General features: G+C 62.9%; 18 protein-coding genes and 1 pseudogene. 12 read left to right on the top strand and 7 right to left on the bottom strand.

The window, feature by feature from the left end:
• Window positions 1–131: 131 nt before the first annotated feature.
• From EOC94_RS26640 to EOC94_RS26625, 4 genes are all read right to left on the bottom strand, one after another.
• A complete protein-coding gene (locus EOC94_RS26640; RefSeq protein WP_095486664.1) occupies window positions 132–914 on the bottom strand; it encodes an ATP-binding cassette domain-containing protein in 783 nt (260 codons plus the stop codon).
• A complete protein-coding gene (locus tag EOC94_RS26635; RefSeq protein WP_095486665.1) occupies window positions 907–3,162 on the bottom strand; it encodes a sugar ABC transporter permease in 2,256 nt (751 codons plus the stop codon). The genes EOC94_RS26640 and EOC94_RS26635 overlap by 8 nt, the downstream gene beginning before the upstream one ends.
• Window positions 3,163–3,246: 84 nt before the next feature.
• Window positions 3,247–4,329 carry a substrate-binding domain-containing protein gene (locus EOC94_RS26630; protein WP_095486666.1) on the bottom strand — a complete coding sequence of 361 codons (1,083 nt, stop codon included), beginning with the start codon at window positions 4,327–4,329 and terminating at the stop codon, window positions 3,247–3,249.
• A gap of 217 nt (window positions 4,330–4,546) precedes the next feature.
• The gene (locus EOC94_RS26625) at window positions 4,547–4,975 is read right to left on the bottom strand and encodes a L,D-transpeptidase (RefSeq protein WP_126106138.1); all 429 of its coding nucleotides are present in this window, start codon (window positions 4,973–4,975) and stop codon (window positions 4,547–4,549) included.
• A gap of 217 nt (window positions 4,976–5,192) precedes the next feature.
• Between EOC94_RS26625 and EOC94_RS26620 the strand changes: the two genes are divergently transcribed.
• The 5 genes from EOC94_RS26620 (at window position 5,193) to EOC94_RS26595 (ending at window position 11,803) form a co-directional block, all read left to right on the top strand.
• Entirely contained in the window at window positions 5,193–6,467 is a 1,275-nt protein-coding gene (locus EOC94_RS26620; RefSeq protein ID WP_126106137.1) for an acetylornithine deacetylase/succinyl-diaminopimelate desuccinylase family protein, read from the top strand.
• A gap of 165 nt (window positions 6,468–6,632) precedes the next feature.
• Window positions 6,633–8,111 (top strand): ABC transporter substrate-binding protein, encoded by a 1,479-nt coding sequence (locus EOC94_RS26615; protein ID WP_126106136.1) that lies wholly within the window; start codon window positions 6,633–6,635, stop codon window positions 8,109–8,111.
• 238 nt (window positions 8,112–8,349) lie between these two features.
• Window positions 8,350–9,297 carry an ABC transporter permease gene (locus EOC94_RS26605; protein ID WP_127294436.1) on the top strand — a complete coding sequence of 316 codons (948 nt, stop codon included), beginning with the start codon at window positions 8,350–8,352 and terminating at the stop codon, window positions 9,295–9,297.
• Window positions 9,294–10,163, top strand: coding sequence for an ABC transporter permease (locus tag EOC94_RS26600; RefSeq protein ID WP_127294434.1), 870 nt, complete (start codon window positions 9,294–9,296; stop codon window positions 10,161–10,163). Before EOC94_RS26605 ends, EOC94_RS26600 begins: the two co-directional genes overlap by 4 nt.
• Window positions 10,160–11,803 (top strand): dipeptide ABC transporter ATP-binding protein, encoded by a 1,644-nt coding sequence (locus EOC94_RS26595; protein WP_127294432.1) that lies wholly within the window; start codon window positions 10,160–10,162, stop codon window positions 11,801–11,803. The genes EOC94_RS26600 and EOC94_RS26595 overlap by 4 nt, the downstream gene beginning before the upstream one ends.
• Window positions 11,804–11,816: 13 nt before the next feature.
• Here the strand turns inward: EOC94_RS26595 and EOC94_RS26590 are convergent, their stop codons facing one another.
• Window positions 11,817–12,254, bottom strand: a complete 438-nt coding sequence (locus EOC94_RS26590) for a TerB family tellurite resistance protein (protein WP_095486750.1) — start codon at window positions 12,252–12,254, stop codon at window positions 11,817–11,819.
• 581 nt (window positions 12,255–12,835) lie between these two features.
• On the opposite strand from EOC94_RS26590, the gene EOC94_RS26585 reads away from it, so the two are divergent.
• The 3 genes from EOC94_RS26585 to EOC94_RS26575 all read left to right on the top strand — a co-directional run bounded on the left by EOC94_RS26585 (window position 12,836) and on the right by EOC94_RS26575 (window position 14,463).
• Window positions 12,836–13,006 (top strand): hypothetical protein, encoded by a 171-nt coding sequence (locus tag EOC94_RS26585; protein WP_095486751.1) that lies wholly within the window; start codon window positions 12,836–12,838, stop codon window positions 13,004–13,006.
• Between the two features lie 99 nt (window positions 13,007–13,105).
• Entirely contained in the window at window positions 13,106–13,939 is an 834-nt protein-coding gene (locus EOC94_RS26580) for an AraC family transcriptional regulator (protein WP_127294430.1), read from the top strand.
• 104 nt (window positions 13,940–14,043) lie between these two features.
• Window positions 14,044–14,463, top strand: coding sequence for a VOC family protein (locus EOC94_RS26575; RefSeq protein WP_127294428.1), 420 nt, complete (start codon window positions 14,044–14,046; stop codon window positions 14,461–14,463).
• A gap of 255 nt (window positions 14,464–14,718) precedes the next feature.
• Here EOC94_RS26575 and EOC94_RS26570 read toward each other — a convergent pair whose 3' ends face one another.
• Window positions 14,719–16,185 carry a cobyric acid synthase gene (locus EOC94_RS26570; protein WP_127294426.1) on the bottom strand — a complete coding sequence of 489 codons (1,467 nt, stop codon included), beginning with the start codon at window positions 16,183–16,185 and terminating at the stop codon, window positions 14,719–14,721.
• On the bottom strand, window positions 16,185–16,799 hold the full coding sequence (locus tag EOC94_RS26565; RefSeq protein WP_127294424.1) for a dimethylsulfonioproprionate lyase family protein: 615 nt from the start codon (window positions 16,797–16,799) through the stop codon (window positions 16,185–16,187). Before EOC94_RS26565 ends, EOC94_RS26570 begins: the two co-directional genes overlap by 1 nt.
• A gap of 138 nt (window positions 16,800–16,937) precedes the next feature.
• On the opposite strand from EOC94_RS26565, the gene EOC94_RS26560 reads away from it, so the two are divergent.
• The 4 genes and pseudogenes from EOC94_RS26560 to EOC94_RS26540 form a co-directional block, all read left to right on the top strand.
• Window positions 16,938–18,104, top strand: a complete 1,167-nt coding sequence (locus tag EOC94_RS26560) for an isobutyryl-CoA dehydrogenase (protein WP_127294422.1) — start codon at window positions 16,938–16,940, stop codon at window positions 18,102–18,104.
• Between the two features lie 21 nt (window positions 18,105–18,125).
• Window positions 18,126–19,010, top strand: coding sequence for a 3-hydroxyisobutyrate dehydrogenase (gene mmsB, locus EOC94_RS26555; protein ID WP_127294420.1), 885 nt, complete (start codon window positions 18,126–18,128; stop codon window positions 19,008–19,010).
• Window positions 19,011–19,214: 204 nt separating this feature from the next.
• Entirely contained in the window at window positions 19,215–19,448 is a 234-nt protein-coding gene (locus EOC94_RS26545; protein ID WP_126106126.1) for a hypothetical protein, read from the top strand.
• A 68-nt stretch (window positions 19,449–19,516) separates the two neighbouring features.
• A pseudogene (locus EOC94_RS26540) lies at window positions 19,517–21,525 on the top strand (ABC transporter ATP-binding protein/permease); the annotation flags it as partial.
• Between the last annotated feature and the right edge of the window lie 137 nt (window positions 21,526–21,662).

Raw genomic sequence — 21,662 nt, 5'->3', positions numbered from 1 at the left:
ATTGCTTTGTGACGGCAGTTATGCTAGTGACTGGGGCATGGTGCTGATTTGCGCCAACGACCCGCCCGGCTCCCGAGGCGGGTTTTTTTGTTTTGGCCATCGACCGCTCGTTGGTCGCCTGACAGCTCGTTTCAAGTTTTGATCGCCTCATCGGCCGTAAGCGCGTGCTCTCGCGTGCCGGAGACGATGATCTCCAGGACCTCATGCTCGTCGGTGTTCCTGACGTAGCGATCGCCGACGTTTTCGCCGCGCTTCAGCACCATCACGCGGTCGCCCACAGCGAAGATGTCAACGAGGCGGTGGGAGATGATGATCTGGGCAACGCCCTGCTTTTTCAGTTCCAGCATGGTCTCGAGCAGCCGCTCAGTCGCCATCACCGAGAGATTGGCGGTCGGCTCGTCGAGGATCACCACGCGCGGCTGGAAGGAGATAGCGCGGGCAATCGCCACAGATTGCTGGCGGCCGCCCGACAGGCTCTCGACCTTTTGATAGACGGAGTTCACGTCGACCTTGAGCCGCTTCAGCACACTGTCGGCTTCCGCGTACATTTTCCGCCGATTGACGAAAAGGCCCTTGAGCGGCCAACGGCCAAGAAAGATGTTCTGACCGACATCCATATTCCCGCAAAGAGCGAAATCCTGGTAGATCATCTCAATGCCGGCGTCGCGGCTTTCGTGCGGGCTCTTGAAGTGCACCGGCTGCCCGGCGACGAAGACCTCGCCGGCGTCGCGCTGGTAGGCGCCGGTCAGGATCTTCATCAGCGTCGACTTGCCGGCCGAGTTGTCGCCGACGAGGCCCAGTATCTCGCCGGGATAGAGCACGAGGTCGACGTTGCGGAGCGCCTGCACCGCACCGAAGGCTTTTTCGATGCCCCGCATTTCTACGATCGGTGCAGGCCTAGTCGGGTCACGCATGGGTGGTCTCCGCCGTTCTTGTGCGCCGCGCGAGGCGCGCCCGCAGGCGGCCGAAGATGTTGGCCTGGCGCACCCAGATGTCGATCAGCACCGCCACGATCAGGATGCCGCCGATGAAGACGTTGATCCAGTGCTGCGGCATGGCGAAGCCCTGGACGTTGAGCTGCAGCAGCGCCCGGATCAGGGTGATCACTGCCGCCCCGGCGAGCGCCCCGATCACGGTGCCGTAGCCGCCGAAGATCGAACCGCCGCCGATGATCACCGAGGCGATGGCGTCGAGCTCGCGGAACTGGCCGGCCACCGGGTTGAAGCTGCGGAAGTAGGCGACGTTGATGATCCCGGCCATTGTCGCGCAGAGCGCCGCCAGCATGAGCGCGAGGAACCGCACCCGGTTGGTGTTGATCCCGGCATAAGCGGCGGCGCGAATGTTGCCGCCGGTCGCATAGACCTTCTGCCCGAACGGCATGTAGGCGAGCACGACGCCGGCAACGAGGGCGACGAACAGCATCCAGATGGTCTGGACGCTCACCACCTCGGCGACCGAGCGCAGGAGTCCGTCCGACAGCGAGATGCGGTAGTGCAGCAGGATGTCGTTCACCTTGCGGCCAAGCAGGTTGTAGCCCTCGGGCCAGCCGGTGAGCTGCTGCCCGGCGACGAACCAGGCGGCGAGGCCGCGGGCGATGTAGAACATGCCGAGCGTGGCGATGAAGGCCGGCAGCTTGAAGCCGACGGTGACGATCGCGTTGACGAGGCCGGCGCACATGCCCGCGAGCAGGCCCATCGCCACGGCGGTCACGGGGTCGGCGCCGAGGACCTTGAGAAAATAGGCGGCGGTGCTGCCGGCGAGGGCAAGCACCGCCCCGACGGAGAGGTCGATATCGCCGGCGGCGATGACGTAGGTGAGCCCGATGGTGATCAGCGCAAGCTCGGTGTAGTTGAGCAGGATCGCGAAGCTATTGGACAGGTTCCACCAGTAGTCCGGCCGGAGCGCGAGGCCGGTCAGCCACAGGAGCACGGCCAGGATGACGGCGAGCGCGTCGCGCCGGGCGAGGACCTTGCCGAACCCGGTGGCCGACAGCGCCATGTCGGTCGCCATCGCGCCCTTGGTCTGCACCCCCTCGATCGCGATGCTGCCGATCTCGTAGGCCGGTGGCGGCGGCCGGCCGCGGAGCCAGGCCCAGAGGCGCCCTGCCACCTGGCGCCGGATCAGATAGGGCTCGATGAGCACCGCGACGATGAGCAGCAGCCCGAGGAACACCGGCACCGCGCCGACCGGCAGCGAGAAGACGGCGTTGACCGTGATCTCCTCGTCGCCGATCTTGATGATGCGCGTGATCGGCCAGCCCTCGCGCAACACCTTGTCGAGCAGCACCACCAGCAGCGCGCCAAGGCAGGATCCGGCGACCCGGCCGCGGCCACCGAGGATCGAGGCGCCGCCGATGATCACGGCGGCAATGACGATTAGCTCACCGCTGACGCCATACAGGGGCGTCACGCCTTTGTCCTGGGCTGCCGACAGCAGGCCGGCAAGCGCCGCGCAGAGCGAGGAGATCAGGTAGGCTCGGATGCGCACCCAGTTGGTCGGGATGCCGGCATAGGACGCCGCCTGCTCGTTGCCGCCGGTGGCGAAGGTCTCGTAGCCCCAGCGCGTCTTGGCGAGCACATAGGCGCCGATCACGGCGACAACGACGAAGATCACGATCTGGTTGTTGAAGCCGAGGAGGTTGGTCTCGCCGAGGTGAAAAAAACCCGGATAGCCGGTCGCCTTGGCGGGATAGTAGATCGCCTGGCCGTGGGTCAGCGCCAGCACGAAGCCGCGGCCGATGAAGAGGATAGTCAGCGTGGCGATGAACGCCGGCACCTTCAGGATGGTGACGAGCACGCCGTTGACCAGCCCGATCAGCGTGCCGAGCAGCAGGCAGAGGATCACCGACGTGACGACGCCGAGATCAAGAAAGCTCGGCGCGAACAGCCTGGCGAAGACGACGGCGACGAGGCCGTAGGTGGAGCCGACCGAAAGATCGAGGTCCTTGTTGACGATGACGAAGGTCACGCCGACTGCGATGATGGCAACGCGCGAGGTGTCGCGGAGCAGCGAGTGAAACGCCCCCGTTGACCCGAAGAACGCGGGATTGACGAGAGCGCCGCCGAGATAGAGCAGCAAAAGCAAGGCAACGAGCCCCACCTCCCAGCCGCCGACAATCTGGGACGGCGCACGGCCGAGCGATGTGGTCGCGGTAAACGCCATGGTCTCTTCTGGTCGATTTCCCTGCTGCCGCATTGCGGGAGAGCTTGCGCCCTCCCGCAGTGATTTCAGACGTTCCGAGCGGACTCAGTTCTCGAAGCGCTTGCCGACGTCCTCGACGGTCTCTTTCGTCACCAGTTGGGCGCGTGTGTCGAGGTTGGCCGCCGCGATGCCGCGATCGATCTCCAGATAGAGCTGCATGACCGGCCAGAAGCCCTGCAAGAAAGGCTGCTGCCCGAGCGCGCCGGTCAGATCGCCGCTCTTCATCGCATCCTGCTGGGCCGGGCCGAGGTCGAAACCGTAGGCGCAGATCTTGCCGGTCATTCCGGTCTGAGCAACGGCCTTGGCAAGCGCCGGCGTGAACACGTTGTTGCCGGCGAACGCGCCAACGACGTCGCCGCGCGATTCGAACAGCGTCACGATGCCGTTCACCGGGTCGTTCGGATTGGTGTCGATACCGGTGTTCTCCGGACCCGCGTCGACCTTGAAGGCATCAAGCTTGCCGGCATCCTGCAAGCCCTTGACGATGGCGTTGAAAGCCGAAGTGACGCGATTGTTCACCTCGATGTTGCCCATTGCGGTCGACGACGGCAGGACGATCGAACCCTTCTCGATACCCTTGTCCGCGAGGCACTTGACGAGCGCCTCGCCGGCGATTGCTGCAGCCGAGGCGTCCTGGCCGGTGTGGCCGATGCTGCTGCGGTTGAGGATCGTGCCGTCAAAGGAATTGGTCGTGGCGATCGGTATGCCCTTCGCCTCTGCGGCCTTGACGATGTCGTTATAGGCGCCGACCTGGGGCGTTGTCATGATCAGCCCGTCGATCGTCGGGTCCTGCACGATCTGGTTCAGGATTTCGATCTCGCGGGCAGGGTCGTCGGTCGGCGATTCCGAGCCGAGCAGCAGGACCTTGGCGCCGATCAGATTGCCGGCGACGGTGGCGCCGACGTAGACCGGATCGAAGAAGCCATTGCCGGCAGTGTGTGTCACGATAGCGAAAGTGAGGTGGCCATCGGCCGAATGGAAGTCCTTGGTACCGGGGGCCTCCTTTGCGGCTTCTTCGAAACTGTAGCCGCCGACCGCCTTATCGACACCGCCCGATTGTGCGTAGGCGTTCGATACGCCGAGCGATAACGCCGCGGCACACGCCGCGAGCGAGAAAATACGTTTCATGATTATCCTCCCTTGCAACCAACGGTCGGAAGCCGTTCAGGCGCATTTATTCAGGAGATTCCGAATGCTTCCTCCCACCCCGTATATTCTGCCCAAAGCTTGCCCGCGTAAATAGGCTCCCACTTTCCCCGACGAATTGGTTCAGCGCGGAAAGCAGGCGTCGCTTCACAAGAAGCGCCCTCTCTGAGTTCTTGTAGGGCCGCGAGCGTGCAGCCAGTTAGTTGGTCACGACGATCCGTGTGTTGCGGAAGCCGGCTTGCCGCACCATCGAATAGAAGGCGGCGGCATTGGAGGGATGCAGCCGCACGCAGCCATGCGACGCCGGGCGCCCGAGAGACTTCACCGCTCCCGTGCCATGGATGGCATAGCCGCCGCGGTAGAATACCGAATGAGGCATCGGCGACATGTCGTATTTGCGCGAATACCACATCCGTGCCGTTCGTTGCGGCCGGTAGGTGCCGCGCGGCGTGATATAACCTTGGCGCGCCGTGGATACGCGCCATCGGTAAACCGCCTGACCGTATCTTACAGTCATCGTCTGCGATGACACGTCGATCCTTGCAACCAGCTTGGCTGCCCAGCCCTCGACCGAAGAACCGAACAGCATCGTTACCAGTAACGCTGCCATGAGAACGGTCTTTTTCATGCGATCAAACCCCTTTGATTGCCCTTGCCTGCCTGCCTTCATGCTATTCTTCTTCTTTTGGCAAGTGAATGAGGTAACCACACACCTCTGACGAATTCACCAATCCAAAGCAGCAAATTTGAACGATTTCCCGCGATAGTTGCCGCAACGACACGCAACCAGGGCGCACCCACCAACAGGCTTGCCAAAGCGCATCGTTGGCTGCTCAATTCGCCGAATGAACGAGCTTCTCCTGAAAGCGGTCGATGATCGGATCGACGACCTGGTCGCACTGACCGCCGACCTGATCCGCTTTCCAACCATCAATCCGCCTGGCGAAGCCTACCGGCCATGCGCCGAATACGTTGGTGCGCGGCTGAAGAAGCGCGGTTTCGAAGTCGAATTCATCCGCGCCGAAGGCACGCCCGGCGACACTGACCGCTATCCGCGCGTCAATGTCGTCGCCCGCTTCGATGGCCGCTCGCCCGGCGCCTGCGTGCATTTCAACTCGCATATCGACGTGGTCGAAGCCGGCGACGGCTGGAGCCTCGATCCCTTCGCCGGCATCGTCAGGGACGGCAAGGTCTATGGCCGCGGCGCCTGCGACATGAAGGGGGGCTTGGCCGCCTCGATCATCGCCGTCGAAGCCTTCATGGAGGTCTTCCCCGACTTTCCAGGCGCCATCGAAATATCAGGCACGGTCGATGAGGAGTCCGGCGGCTTTGGCGGCGTCGCCCATCTGGCCAGGCTCGGCTATTTCTCCAAGCCGAAGGTCGATCACGTCATAATCCCCGAGCCGTTGAACAAGGATCGCATCTGCCTTGGCCATCGCGGGGTGTGGTGGGCGGAGATCGAAACCAAGGGCGAGATCGCGCACGGCTCGATGCCGTTCCTCGGTGATAATGCGGTGCGCCATATGGGCGCCGTGCTGGGGGCTTTCGAGGACGAGCTGTTCCCGGCGCTCGACCGCAAGGTGACAAGCATGCCGGTCGTGCCCGACGGCGCAAAGCGCTCGACCATGAACATCAACTCGATCCATGGCGGCCAGACGGAGGATTTCCGGCCCGGCCTGCCCTCGCCCAACGTGCCCGATTCGTGCCGGCTGACCATCGACCGCCGCTTCCTGCTCGAAGAGGATTTGGGCACGGTCAAAAGCGAGGTGACCAATATCCTCGACCGGCTGAAGCGCGAGCGGAAAAAATTCGACTACGAAATCCGCGACCTGATGGAGGTGCTGCCGCTGATGACCGAGCGCGATGCGCCGGTGGTCAAGGCGGTGGCGCAAGGCATCATGGAGATATTCGACCGCGAGCCCGACTACGTGATTTCGCCCGGCACCTACGACCAGAAGCACATTGCCCGCATCGGCCACATCTATGACTGTATCGCCTATGGCCCGGGCATTCTCGACCTCGCCCATAGGCCCGACGAATGGGTCGGGATATCAGACATGGTAGAATCCGCCAAGGTGATGGCGATCGGGCTGAACATACTGCTCAGGAGCGCACGGTAATCCGGCAGCGACGGGGCAAGCTTCAATTGCTTGAGTCGGCGGCTAACGGAAAAACATTCCTGCTGGCGCCGCCGGAAAGCACGAAACGCAATTTACTCCTCGGCGAAATCACGCTTCTATCCACCGGGTTTTGAACATTTTTTTGAGCATATCGGGAGCTGCACGATGAAATTATGGAAAACCATTCTCACCGCTGCGGGCCTGGTTCTGGCCGCCGGAACATCGGCATTTGCCGCGCGGACCGATCTGGTCATCGGCATTCCGCTCGAACCCCCGCATCTCGATCCGACAGCGGGTGCCGCGGCGGCGATCGATGAAGTGCTTTACGCCAACGTGTTCGAGGGGTTGACCCGCATCGGCTCGAACGGCGAGGTGCTGCCGGATCTCGCCGACAGCTGGACCATTTCCGATGACGGCAAGGCCTACACCTTCAAGCTCCACACCGGCGTGAAATTCCATGACGGCACCGATTTCAACGCCGACGACGTGAAATTCTCGCTCGACCGCGCCAGTGCCGACAACTCCGTCAACGCGCAAAAGGGCCTGTTCGCCGCCATCGATACGGTCGAGGTGGTTGATCCGGCGACGGTCAAGATCACGCTGAAGAACCCGCAAAGCTCCTTCCTCTACAATATGGGCTGGGGCGACGCGGTTATCGTCGCGCCTGAGACAGCCGACACCAACAAGGAAAAGCCTGTTGGCACCGGACCGTTCAAGTTCCAGAGCTGGGCCAAAGGCTCATCGATCACGCTGATCAAATCCGACACTTACTGGGGTGCCCCGGTTGCTCTCGACAAAGCCGAATTCCGTATCGTCACGGATGCCGCAGCCGCCGTGCCGGCGCTGCTTTCCGGCGATGTTCAGGCCTTCCCTTTCTTCGATCCCGACAGCGTCGCGCAGATCCAGGGCGACCCGCGCTTCAAGGTGGTGATCGGCGCGACCGAGGGTGAGACCATCCTTTCGATGAACAACAAGAAGTCGCCGTTCGACAAGCTGCAGGTCAGGCAGGCGATTTCGTTTGCGCTCGACCGCAAGGCGATCATCGACGGCGCCTCGGCCGGCCTTGGCGTGCCGATCGGCTCGCACATGTCGCCCGCCAACAAGGCCTATGTCGACCTCACCGGCCTCTATCCGCACAATGTCGACAAGGCCAGGGAACTGCTGAAGGAAGCCGGCCTGGAGAGCGGCTTCAAGGCGACGCTGAAACTGCCGCCGCCTTCCTATGCGCGGCTTGGCGGCGAGATCATCGCGTCGCAGCTTCGCGATGTCGGCATCGATCTGCAGATCGTGCCCGTGGAATGGGCGCAGTGGCTGGACCAGGTCTTCACCAAAAAGGACTATGACCTGACCATCGTGTCCCACACCGAGCCCAACGACATCGATATCTATTCGCGCAAGGATTATTACTTCAACTACGACAATCCGACCTTCGACAAGATCATCGCCGATCTGAACCTCACCTCCGATGAGGCCAAGCGCATGACGCTGCTCGGCGAGGCGCAGAAGATACTGGCCGACGACGCCGTGGTCGGCTTCCTCTACGAACTGCCGAAAGCCGGCGTCTGGGACGCCAAGCTGGAAGGTTTTTGGGAAAACGCGCCGATCCAGGCCAACGACCTGACCAAGGTGAAGTGGACAGAGTGAGGCAGCTGACAGAAAGGCGAAACTTGCACTCCGTCGCACCCCCCTCTGTCCTGCCGGACATCTCCCCCTCAAGCGGGGAGATCGAGCCATCATCGCGGCTTTCGCTAACCATCAGCGTTGCAAGGCCAGCGCCGGCATGGAAACTGCCAATCTCCCCCCTTGAGGGGGAGATGTCCGGCAGGACAGAGGGGGGTCCGGCGCGACAGCCCGACCGCTCGATCGCTTCCGTTCCGCCCCCATGACCGCCTATCTCCTCAAACGTCTCGCCATCGCCCTCATCACCCTGGTTCTGGCCTCGATGGTGGTCTTTGCCGTGCTGGAGATCATTCCCGGCGACCCGGCGCGGCTGATGCTTGGCATGAACGCCAGCGCTGACCAGGTCGAGCTGCTGCGCAACCAGATGGGTCTCAACGCGCCTCTTGCTCTGCGCTATCTGCACTGGGCCGGCGGCTTGCTGAGTCTCGATTTCGGCCGTTCCTACACCTATTCCGTGCCGGTCATCGACCTGGTCCGCGAGCGTCTCGTCGTCTCGCTGCCGCTGGCGCTGATCGCGCTGGCGCTGTCCACCATCATTGCCATTCCGGTCGGGCTGTTTTCCGCCGGCCGGCACGGACGGGCCGGCGACACGATTGCAATGGGTGCCGCACAGCTTGGCGTCGCCGTGCCGAACTTCTGGTTTGCGCTGATGCTGATCTATCTCTTTGCCGTCTGGCTGCGGCTGGTGCCGGCCGGCGGTTTTCCAGGGTGGAGCGCGGGCGTCTGGCCGGCGCTGAAATCGCTGGTCCTGCCGGCGATCGCGCTCGCTCTGCCGCAAGCGGCGATCCTCGCCCGCGTCACCCGCTCGGCGCTGATCGAAGTGCTGAACGAGGACTACATCCGCACCGCCCGCGCCAAGGGCCTGCCCTATCGCGCGGTGCTGTGGCGGCACGCGCTGCGCAACGCCATGATCCCGGTTCTCACCATTCTCGGCCTGCAGTTCGCCTTCCTGCTTGCCGGCACCATCATTATCGAGAATGTCTTTTACCTGCCCGGCCTTGGCCGGCTGGTGTTCCAGGCGATCACCCAGCGCGACCTGATCGTCGTCGAAAGCGTCGTCATGCTGTTGGTCACCGCCGTCATCGCCGTCAACCTGCTTGTCGATCTCTCCTATGCGGTCGTCGATCCGCGCCTGAGAAGCCGCCAATGACGCTGCGCTTCGACATTCCGGAAGAAAATTTTGCCGACATCCTCGTCAAGGCCTTCACCAACCGCTCGTTCCTCGCCGGCTTCGTCATCACCGCACTGGTAGCAGCGGTCGCCATTGTCTCGTTTTTCTGGACGCCTTTTGACGTCACCAGGCTGATCATCGCCGACAAGACCCAAGCACCCTCGCCGGCGCACTGGTTCGGCACCGACCATTTCGGCCGCGACATTCTTTCCATGATCATGGTCGGCGCGCGCAATTCGATCGCCGTGGCGTCGGTGGCGGTCGGCATTGGCATGGGCATCGGCGTGCCGCTCGGCGCCTTTGCCGCGGCGCGCGGCGGCATCGTCGACGAAGCGGTGATGCGGCTGAACGATCTCGTCTTCGCCTTCCCTGCCCTGCTCTCGGCGATCATGATCACCGCCATTTTCGGGCCGGGCGCGCTCAACGCCATCATCGCCATCGGCATCTTCAATATCCCGGTCTTTGCCCGCGTCGCCCGGGCCGGTGCGCTGGCGATCTGGCCGCGCGAATTCATCCTTGCCGCGCGCGCCGCCGGCAAAGGCAAAACGCTGATCACGCTGGAACATGTGCTGCCCAACATCGTCACATTGCTCCTGGTTCAAGGCACCATTCAGTTCGCGCTCGGCATCCTGGCCGAAGCCGGGCTTTCCTATGTCGGGCTGGGCACACAGCCGCCAATGCCGAGCTGGGGGCGGATGCTGTTCGACGCGCAGACCCGCATGGTGGTGGCGCCGTGGATGGCGATCTTTCCAGGCATGGCGATCGTCGTCACCGTGCTTGGCCTGAACCTGCTCGGCGACGGTATTGCCGACATCCTCGATCCCAAGTCGCGGCGGCAGCGATGAGCCTGCTCGAAATCGAGAAACTGTCGCTGAGCATCGGCAACACACCGATCCTGAGGGATGTCGAGCTCTCAGTCGCCCCCGGCGAGGTGATGGGGCTGGTCGGCGAATCCGGCTCGGGCAAGTCGATAACGGCGCTGACGGTGATGCAGCTTCTGCCCTGGGCGGCGCGCGCCACGGGGCGTGTCATCTTCGACGGCATCGACATCCTTGCGGCCAGCGAAGATCAGATGTGCGCGCTGCGCGGCGACGATATCGGCATGGTTTTCCAGGAGCCGATGACGGCACTGAATCCGGTCAAGACCATTGGCGAGCAAGTCGCCGAAGGCATCCGCTGGCACACCAGGGCAAGCCGAGCCGACGCCGAGGACCACGCGCGAAAAATGCTCGACCGGGTCGGCCTGCCGGCGGCGCAATTTCCTTTGTCACGCTATCCGCACGAGCTTTCCGGCGGCCAGCGCCAGCGCGTCGTCATCGCCATTGCCTGCGCGCTGAAACCCAAGCTGCTGATCGCCGACGAGCCGACGACGGCGCTCGACGTCGTGCTGCAGGCGCAGATCCTCGACCTGTTGCGCGACCTGGTCGCGGAAAACCGCATGGGCCTGCTCTTGATCTCGCACGACCTTGCGGTGGTGACCGAGATGGCGGATCGCATCACCATCCTGCGCCATGGCGAAGTGATGGAGGCCGGCGACACGGCGCGCACTTTGTCGGAGCAGCTCCATCCCTATACGCGACAACTGGCGCAGGCCTCTATGCATGTCCCGGCGCGCGCCAGGACACATGAGGTCGGCCCGGACACCCCCCTGCTCCAGGGTGCCAAACCCCTGCTTCAGGTAGACAGCGTGACGCGGGACTATCCGGGACGTCGAAAATCGCTGCTGAAGCGGGCGGCCCCGATCCGCGCCGTCGACGATGTCTCGTTCTCGATTGATCCCGGCCAGTCAGTGGCTCTGGTCGGACGTTCGGGCTGCGGCAAGTCCACGCTTGCCCGCATGGTCCTGGCGCTGGACGGGCCGACATCGGGAACGATCCGGTTTCGGGGGCAGGTCATCACCGGCAAGAGCGAGGCTGAGCTCAAGCCGGCGCGCCGCGACATGCAGGTGGTGTTCCAGGACCCTTACGGCTCTTTCGACCCGCGCCTGAAGGTCGAAAAGCTGGTGGCCGAGCCACTGCATGTCCTGGAGAAGAAGCCGACGAATGCGGAGCGGCGCGAGATGGTGGCAAAGGCCTTGCACGAGGTCGGCCTCAGCCCACGCGACATGGACAAATATCCGCACGAATTTTCAGGCGGTCAGCGCCAGCGCCTGTCGATCGCCCGCGCCATCATCACCCGCCCCAAACTGGTTGTCGCCGACGAGCCGGTCTCGGCCCTCGACGTCTCGATCCGCGCCCAGGTGCTCGACTTGTTCGCCGAGCTCAACCAGAAGCTCGGCATCGCCTATCTGTTCATCACCCACGATCTGACCGTCGCCCGCGCCATCACCGACGCGGTGATGGTCATGCATGAGGGCAAGATCGTCGAGCGCGGTAGGACGAGCGAGGTTCTCGACCATCCGCAATCCGAAGCCGCCAAGGCGCTGGTCGCCGCGGCGCCCGATTTGCACAGGGCAATAGCGCGCCGGTTACAGGAACAAGGGTGAGCGGCGGGCCGCTTCAGGCTTGCGTTTGCGGCTTCACCGCATCGGCAGGGCTGATGTCGAGCAGGTCGAGCGTGCGGCGCAAGAGCTTCATCTCGTTCCCGGCAAGTTGTGAATCGGCCTTGGCGATCTCGGCCATGTGGCGGGCAAGCAGCTTGCGCCGCTCGACGTCGAGGTCACGGAACTGCGCGATGGCTTGCGAGCTGTTGGTCTCGTAGCCGAACTCGTTGAGATATTCGATGACGCTGTCGATGCTGGCTTCCGGAATGCCGAAGGCTTCCCGGCAGATGCGCCTGAGCGCGACCATTTCGCTCTCGCTGACCGAGCCGTCGGCGAGAATCATACGAAACAGCATGAGCAGTTCCGCCGACAGCACAGGATCGTCCGCAACCTTGCGCACGCCGGGGTCGCCGTCGAAGATCAAGCGTATCTGGTCCAGTAAAGCGAATGCCATCAGCGTCCCTTTCCGATTCGTCAAATGCATGTCGCTCAAAAGTGCGCAGCGGTTTTGAGATAACGACATGCATAAAACAAAAGAGCCAAGCGCGTCGCGGCGCGCTTGGCATAGGTAGCGCGGAATCGGCCTTGCGCAAACGGGTCGGCTGGGTTCGAACGGGGCAATCGCTTCAGGTTTTTAATTCGCCTCCTCATCCTTTTCCGGGCATTGGCGCTGCCCTTCACCTGCCTGCCGGCATCCTCTCCCCGTATAGCGACGGGGAGAGGGGCGCTCTCGTCACCGGTTTCGCCAATCACCAGCGTCGCAGGAAGGGCGCCGAAGCTGCGGCCAGCCCCTTCTCCTGCCCGGCAGGGCGATGAGGGGCGGCGCCAAGATCGACAATTGGTGGTCTCCGCCACAATTTGGAAACTGTCATCCGTCTGAAGGGATTGCCCCTCGTGATCGAACGCGCCGCATCCTTCTGTCCACTTCCCACCAAGCTGCTGGCCGATCCGGCGAACCCGCTGCGCGCGCTGATTGGTGTGTGACGGCGCGCCTGATAGTATGCGGTTGTACGAATCATGTTGGAGGAGCCACACATGAATCTCAGTGCGCCTACACAGCTTATTTTCATCATATCCCTTGTTATCGCCATTCTCGGCCTTCTTGCCGCTTTTGGCGTCCTTGCGTTTATTCCCATACCCGCGGTTTGGATTGCCCTCATCGCTTATATCGTGCTTGCCGGTGGCTGCTTGATGCGCGGCGCTTAAGCACTCAGATCTCAGGCAACTCGGAGCGCCCGGCCACAAGCCGGGCGCTTTTGATTTTGAGGGATGGTCTGTTAGACTCCACGGGCGGAAGGAAAGCTCATGCCCGCCGAGAGCGAAGACGGCAGCCGCCATGAAAATCCCGGCCTCGACCGGTTCGAGATGGTGCGGCGTGCGCCTGGCCCTGGGCTTCACGGCGCAGTTACCGACATCTGCGGTTATCGCGAAACGGCACCGGGCCGTTTCCGCAACGTCGAATATGCATCGCTGATCGTCCCACTGGTTATCAGCTTTGCCGAACCCTTCGCCATCGGGCTCGGCAAGAACCCCGGCGACAATGATCGCTTCGCCAGTTTCGCCGCCGGCCTCTATGCCGGTCCGGTGGTGATCGAATCCTTCGGCGGTGCCTGCTGCGTCCAGGTCAATTTCACGCCGCTTGGCGCCCGCCGCTTCTTCGGCCTTCCGATGAGCGAACTGACCGATCGCATGGTCGGCCTCGACGATGTGCTCGGCCTTGAAGGCATCGCGCTGTGCGAAAGGCTTGGAAACGCGCGCGACTGGAGCGCACGCTTTGCCATCGTCGAGGCATTCGTCGCGACACGGCTGACTGAGACCCGGGAAACGCAGGCCGAAATCGTCTGGGCCTATGACCGGATCATCGTTTCGGGCGGCCGCATTCGTGTCTCATCGCTCGCGGACGGGCTGGGCTGGAGCCGCAAGCATCTCGCAGGAAAATTCTCCAACGCGATCGGCGTCGGCCCTAAGACGCTGTCGCGCATCGTCCGCTTCAACCGGGCGCTCGGGCTGTCAAGACAGGACCAATCCGGTTGGGCTGATATCGCCGCCGATTGCGGCTATGCCGACCAGGCGCATCTGGTTCGCGAATTCCGCGATCTTGCCGGCGAAACGCCGACGACGCTTGCCGCCCAGGCATAAACCGCCCAGGTCCTTTGCAGGACACTCAGGTAACATTTCTTCAAGACGCCGCAACAGGCTTCGCCCAGACTGGGTTATCACCAACCCAACTGAAGGAAATCGCCATGACCATGTCCGTCGAACCGCCCAGACTCTATCCCACCTTGCGCTACCGCAATGCCGCGAAGATGATCGACTGGCTGGGCGAGGCCTTCGGCTTTGTCGTTCATGCCCGCTACGGCGAAGGCGATATCGTCCATCACGCCGAACTGACTTTCGGCTCCTCGATGATCATGCTGGGCACTGCACGCGACGACAAGTTCGGCCAGATGATCGGCGCACCGGGGCCAGGTGGCGGCAGATCGATCTATGTTGCCGTCGACGATGCCGATGCCACCTATGCCAAAGCCAAGAAGGCCGGCGCCGAAATACTGGAAGAGCTGACTGACCGCGACTATGGCAGCCGCGAGTTCATCTGCCGCGATCCGGAGGGCAATGTCTGGTCCTTCGGCACCTACTGGCCGAAGGCCGGTGAAAAGGCCTGAATTGGCAGTGCTCCCCAACTTCGTCATCCCTGGGCGAAGCAGGAGCGAAGCTCCGTCGCGGAGACCCTGGGATCCATGCCGTGACCTTAGCCGAAGAGTACAGCGGAGAAAATTCTGCACTGTAGCAGCGCTCGAATGTCACGGCATGGATCCTGGGGTCTGCGCCGCGTCGCTTCGCTCCTTGCTACGCCCCAGGATGACGAAGCCATGGGCACATTCGGCCTACCCAAGCTTCTGCGCTAAGGGACATGAGCTCTACCGCGCCAAACCAAAAGTGGCGTCGCAGTCGAGGTGGATCTCCAGCTCCGCTGCGACCTCGTCCAGCGCCCGTTCGACCTCGGCGCGATAATCGATGCCGCCGCCTTTGACGCCGAGGTTTTCCAGGAATTTCGCCCGAAAAGCATCGGCGGAAAACAGCCCGTGCAGATAGGTGCCTGACACCTTGCCGTCGGCCGAGATGGCGCCGTCGTCAACGCCGTTGATCACCGCGGATGGACGCAGCGTGTCCGGACCGGTGGTGCGGCCGAGATGGATCTCGTAGCCTTCGAGCGGCAGGTCGAATTGCACCGAGCGCGCGCTGACATTGCGCACCGTCTTTTCCGGCTCCATCACCGTTTCGACGTCGAGCAGGCCAAGCCCTTCGGTCTCGGTAACGCTGCCCTCGATGCCGTCGGGGTCGCGCACGATACGGCCGAGCATCTGAAAGCCGCCGCAGATGCCGACCACATGCCCGCCGCGCTTGCGATGGGCGACAAGATCACGGTCCCAGCCATTCTCGCGAAATCTCAGGAGATCGCCGATCGTCGACTTCGAGCCGGGAATGACCACCAGCCCAGAGTCCTCCGGCAAGCGCTGGCCGGGCGGCACGAAGACCACCTCGACTTCGCGTTCGGCCTTGAGCGGGTCGAGATCGTCGAAATTGGCGATGCGCGAAAGCATCGGAACGGCGACCTTCAGCGCCCGCTTCTCGCCGGACGCGAGCCGTTCGAGCACAACCGAATCCTCCGAGGGCAACCGCGCCGCCGCCTTCAGCCACGGCACGACGCCAAAACAGTGCCAGCCGGTGAACCTCTCGATCGCCTTGATGCCGTCATCGAACAGCGAGACATCGCCGCGGAACTTGTTGATGAGGTAGCCGACGATCATGCGCCGGTCCTCTTCCGGCAGGATCAGATGGGTGCCGGCGATCGAGGCGATGACGCCGCCGCGGTCGATGTCGCCGACGAGGATCACCGGCACGTTGGCGCGCGTGGCAAAGCCCATATTGGCAATGTCGCGGCTCCTGAGATTGATCTCGGCCGGCGAGCCGGCGCCCTCGACGATGACGAGATCGGCGCCTTCGCCGACCTTCGCCCAGGAGTCCAGCACCGCATCCATCAGTTGACCCTTCAGCGCCTGGTAGTCGCGCGCCCGCGCCTCGCCGAACACCTTGCCCTGCACCACCACTTGCGCACCGGTATCGGTCTGCGGCTTGAGCAGCACCGGGTTCATGTGGACGGAGGGCGCCGCGCCACAGGCGATCGCCTGCAGCCATTGGGCGCGGCCGATCTCGCCGCCGCCGGCACCCGGAATGTCGGCGACGGCTGCGTTGTTCGACATGTTCTGCGGCTTGAACGGCCGCACTTTCAGCCCACGTTTTTTCGCTGCGCGGCATAGCCCCGCGACCAGCACCGTCTTGCCGACATCGGAGCCCGTGCCTTGCAGCATGATCGCTCTGGCCATCAGTCCTTGCCCTGTGCCGTCGTTCCGGTGATCGTCGACTTGGCCGCCAGCGGGCCGCCGCGCCAGATGTAGAGCGCCAAGAGAGGCTCCTTGCCGGTGCGCATGGCGTGGCTGACATCGGAGGCATGGTGGATCACCTCACCCGCCTCGCGCCTGCGAAATTCGCCTCCGCCCATGCGCCATTCGGCGCCGCCGGTCAGCGGAATGTAGATCTCCTCGGCGACGTGATGATGGTCGGGATAGACGATATCAGGCCCGAGGATCAGCAGGCCAGCCGCAACCTCGTCGTTGACGAAATGGCCGCGCGTGCCGAATACTTCCAGCCACCCGTAATTGTCGATGAACGTCTTGCCGAAATCCGCCTCGCCGTAGGTCTGCCCCCAGTGCAACTCCCCGCGACGCTCGGCAACCAGCCGCACCAATGGCTGGGCGTTCGCTGCAGCGAGCTCGACGATTCGGTCGAGCTGGCGCAGGCAAGCGAGCGGATGCGGCTCGAGCGGACGCGCCGGCATGGCCCAGCCGATCCGGGCCACGGCATCGCGCACCAGCGCATCATCGAACGTTTCGAGAGTGGCATGGGAACGTTTGAGCAGCTCATCGAAATTTGTCGTCACGCCTTGCTCCAGACACGCATTAGCGCACACCCGCTTCACAGATGGTCGGCTTGCGCGGCGGCATCATTGGTCTAGATTGAGCGGCGCGCAAAGCCAAAAACGACAGGCCAGCAGGCCGGAAACATCAGGGAGCACGCTATGGACGCCGCTGTCGATGCGAGCACCAGCCAGTTCGAGCTCAACGAGGACCAGCGCGCCATCCAGGAGATGGCCGAGGCCTTCGCCGCCGATCGGGTCGCGCCGAATGCGCTCGACTGGGACCGCAACAAGCGTTTTCCGGCAGATGTGATCCGCGAGACGGGCCCGCTCGGCCTTGGCGGCATCTATATCAGCGACGATGTCGGCGGCTCGGCGCTCGGCCGGCTCGACGCCGTCCTGATCTTCGAGGCGCTTTCGCGCGCCGATCCGGCATTTTCGTCCTTCATCTCGATCCACAACATGGTGGCGTCGATGATCGACCGCTTCGGCAGCAACGAGCAGCGCCGGCGCTTCCTGCCGAAGCTGACCTCGATGGAATGGCTGGCCAGCTATTGCCTGACCGAGCCGGACTCGGGGTCGGATGCCGCGGCGCTGAAGACGCGCGCGGTGAAAAGCCGCGGCGACTATATGCTGAACGGCGTCAAGCAGTTCATCTCGGGCGCCGGCGACAGCGACATCTACATCGTCATGGCGCGCACCGGCGCCGACGGGCCGAAGGGCATTTCCACCTTCGTCGTGCCAAAGGACGCGCCCGGCCTCTCCTTCGGCGCCAACGAGCACAAGATGGGCTGGCACATGCAGTCGACCCGCCAGGTCGTCTTCGAGGACTGCAAGGTGCCGGCGCAAAACCTGCTATCAGCCGAAGGCGCTGGCTTCGGCATCGCCATGGCCGGGCTCGACGGCGGCCGGCTCAACATCGCCGCCTGTTCGCTGGGCGGCGCCCAATCGGCGCTCGACAAGGCGCTGGCCTACACCGCCGAGCGCAAGGCCTTCGGATCCAAGATCAACCAGTTCCAGGCGCTGCAATTCAAGCTCGCCGACATGGAGACCGAGCTGCAAGCAGCGCGCATCTTCCTCTACGCCGCCGCCTCGAAGCTCGACCGCAACGCGCCCGATGCCTCGAAATGGTCGGCGATGGCCAAGCGCTTCGTCACCGACATCGGCTTCAACGTCGCCAATGACGCCCTGCAACTGCATGGCGGCTACGGCTATTTGCACGACTACGGCATCGAGAAGCTGGTCCGGGATTTACGCGTCCACCAGATTCTCGAAGGCACCAACGAAATCATGCGCGTCATCATCGCACGCGCCCTGATCGGCCGCTGACGACAAAACCGGGAGAAAACGATGACCACCATCGCCTTTATCGGCCTCGGCAACATGGGTAATCCGATGGCCGCCAACCTCGTCAAGGCAGGACATACCGTGCACGGCTTCGATCTGATGCCGGAAAACCTCGTCATCGCCAGGGATCATGGCGTCGTCGTCATGGCCAATGCCATTGCCGCGGTGAAGGGCGCCGATGTGGTCATCACCATGCTGCCGGCCGGCAAGCACGTCCTGTCGGTCTACGAAGACATCGCGCCCAAGGCGAAAAAAGGCGCGCTGCTCATCGATTCCTCGACCATCGACGTCGAATCGGCCCGAAAGGCCCACGCGATCGCCGCAAGACATAAGCTTCTGTCGATCGACGCGCCGGTTTCCGGCGGCACCGGCGGCGCCACCGCCGGCACGCTGACCTTCATGGCCGGTGGCTCGAAGGACGCCTTCGCCAAAGCCGAGCCAGTCCTCAAGCCAATGGCCGGCCGTATCGTCCATTGCGGCGATGACGGCGCCGGACAGGCGGCAAAGATCTGCAACAACATGATCCTCGGAATTTCGATGATCGGCGTCGCCGAAGCCTTCGTTCTGGCGGAAAAGCTCGGCCTGTCGCATCAGGCGCTGTTCGACGTCGCCTCGACCTCCTCCGGCCAATGCTGGTCGCTGACCACCTACTGCCCGGTGCCTGGTCCGGTGCCGACATCGCCGGCCAACAATGGCTACAGGCCTGGGTTTGCCGCAGCATTGATGCTGAAGGACCTGAAACTGTCACAGGAAGCCGCGCAAAGTGCCGGCGCGGTGACGCCGCTCGGCGCCGGAGCCGCCCAGCTTTATGCGCTGTTCAACGCCCAAGGACACGCCGGTGCCGATTTTTCCGGCATCATAAACTTTTTGCGCGGTACCCCGGCGTAAGCCTCGAACTCGACGAGGCTTTTCGATTTCCCGGCAAAAGAAACATCGCAAATTTAGATTTGCTTAAACTCTCGATAACCCCCCGGTAACGATGTGCCTGTAAAACGGAATGCGAGGCGGCATATCGCATCCGCCCGGCGCTCCGGATCAGGTCTCGCGTACCGGAGCCCGTAAGTTTCGCAAGTGTTCCGTTAGCGAAGCGCCATGCGTATCTGGCAAAGCCGCGTTCCCGATGGAGCGCGGTTTTTGCATTTCGTATTCTTCAAGGACAGTGACACGATCGCCCCGGCGCGCCTCCAGATGATCGTCGGCCTGGTGGCGGCGATCCTGAGCTACGTCGACCCACAGGTGGAGCGCGAGGGTTCCGGTCGCTCGTCATGTTCGTTCCATGGCCTCGCGATCGAATCCCCCCGCCGCCGTGAGCACGATCTGAGATGACCTAGCTCCTGAAGCTCATTGGATCGAACATCATGAAACCTTCTCATTTTTAAGCCGTTATCGCCGGTATGTCCGAGGCTAAATTCAAGCCGAAATCGATCTCCAAATCGCGCGATGCCGAGAAGTCGCGCCAGGAGAAGCAATCGACTGTCGAAGTCGCGTCTGAGGTCGCCGGCGCGGCCCCGCCGCCGGACTTCATCGAACCCGATCCAGAGCTCACTCCTGAGGAGGCCGAGCAGGCACGCAAGAGATACTTGCTGAGGCGTTTCTGGATCAGCGCGCGCGGTTATTGGGGCCGCGGAGGCGATAGGCTCGCATGGCCGTTCACGATCGGGCTCTTGGTCCTGATCATCATCAATGTCGGCTTCCAGTATGGGATCAATGTCTGGAACCGCGCAATTTTCGACGCCCTTGAGCAACGCAATGCCCGCACCGTTTATATCCTGAGCGCCGTTTTCGTGCCGCTCGTGCTCGGAAGCGGCAGCCTTGTCGTTGCGCAAGTCTTCCTTCGTATGACGATTCAGCGCCGCTGGCGTTCCTGGCTCGCCACCGCGGTCATCGCGCGTTGGCTTGCAAGCGGCCGCTACTTTCAGTTGAACCTCGTCGGCGGCGATCACCAGAATCCCGAAGCCCGCATCACCGAGGATTTGCGGATTGCCACCGAATCTCCGGTCGATTTCATCGCCGGCGTCATCAACGCGTTTCTGTCGGCCTCGACCTTCATCGTGGTGCTCTGGACGATCGGTGGGGCCTTGACCCTGACGATCGCAGGTTCGACCGTGACCATTCCCGGCTTTCTCGTCATCACCGCGGTAACCTATGCCGCGATCACATCCACCTCGATGGCGGTCATTGGCCGCCACTTCGTCCGCCTCTCCGAGGAAAAAAATCAGGCGGAAGCCGAATTCCGCTACACGCTGACGCGGGTGCGGGAAAACGGCGAGAGTATAGCATTGCTCGGTGGCGAGGAGGAGGAGCGTAGCGGCATCGACAAGACGTTCGCCCATGTGCTCAAGCAATGGGCGCTTCTTACAGGCCAGCACATGCGCACAGCGCTGGTGTCGCAGGGGGCAAGTTTGTTTGCGCCTGTCGTGCCCGTTTTGCTTTGCGCTCCAAAGTTTCTCGAAGGCAGCATGACACTTGGACAGGTAATGCAGGCTGCCTCTGCCTTTGCCATCGTGCAGGGCGCGTTCGGATGGCTGGTCGACAACTACCCCCGTCTCGCCGATTGGAACGCCTGCGCACGGCGCATCGCCTCACTGATGATGTCACTCGACGGACTCGAGCGCGCGGAACAGAGCAACACACTGGGACGCATAAAGCGCGGCGAAACTGCAGGCGATGCGATGCTCAGCCTGAACAATCTGTCCGTGTCGCTCGACGACGGCACCGCCGTGGTCAAGGAAACTAGGGTCGTGATCGAACCAGGCGAGCGGGTGCTCGTTTCCGGCGAATCCGGCTCAGGCAAGAGTACGTTGGTGCGGGCCATCGCAGGTCTGTGGCCGTGGGGTGGCGGCAGCGTCAACATCCGCGCCGACAGACGGCTGTTCATGCTGCCGCAAAGGCCTTACGTACCTACCGGGACGCTTCGCCGCGCAGTCGCCTATCCAGGCGCCGCCGATCGCTGGACGCTGGGTAAGATCAAGGCTGCCCTCAACAAGGTCGGACTCGATTATCTGAACGACAAGATCGAGGACGACGCGCCATGGGACCAGACCTTGTCGGGTGGCGAAAAGCAGCGGCTCGCCTTCGCACGTCTTCTGCTGCACAGCCCCGATATCATCGTGCTGGATGAAGCAACGTCAGCACTCGATGAAAAGAGTCAGGACAAGATGATGGAGATGATCATTCACGAATTGCCGAAGGTCACCATCATAAGCGTAGCGCATCGCGCCGAGTTGGAAGCCTTCCATAGCCGCAAGATCACATTGGAGCGGCGCGAGGGCGGCGCAAAGCTTGTCAGCGACGTCGATCTTGTCCAGCGTAAGAGCAGACGGAACTTGCTTGTGCGATTTCTCGGGCGCCGGCGCGCCTACCGAAACGCAGCACGACATTGAGCAAAGCGGCGCTGCCCGAGACAAAAAGTGAAGTCCGCCGGGCGGGCCTGGGTCAAGGGCAGCAAGAAAGCAGCCCGCGCCGCGCGCACTGCGAACTAAGTCCGACGTCTGCTCGATGGCTTGGCGATGGCGGCTTGGCCGACAACTTCGGGCGCAT

Source organism: Mesorhizobium sp. M6A.T.Ce.TU.016.01.1.1, from assembly GCF_003997065.1.
GTDB lineage: Bacteria > Pseudomonadota > Alphaproteobacteria > Rhizobiales > Rhizobiaceae > Mesorhizobium > Mesorhizobium mediterraneum.
This window is presented reverse-complemented; position numbering and strand designations above follow the sequence as displayed.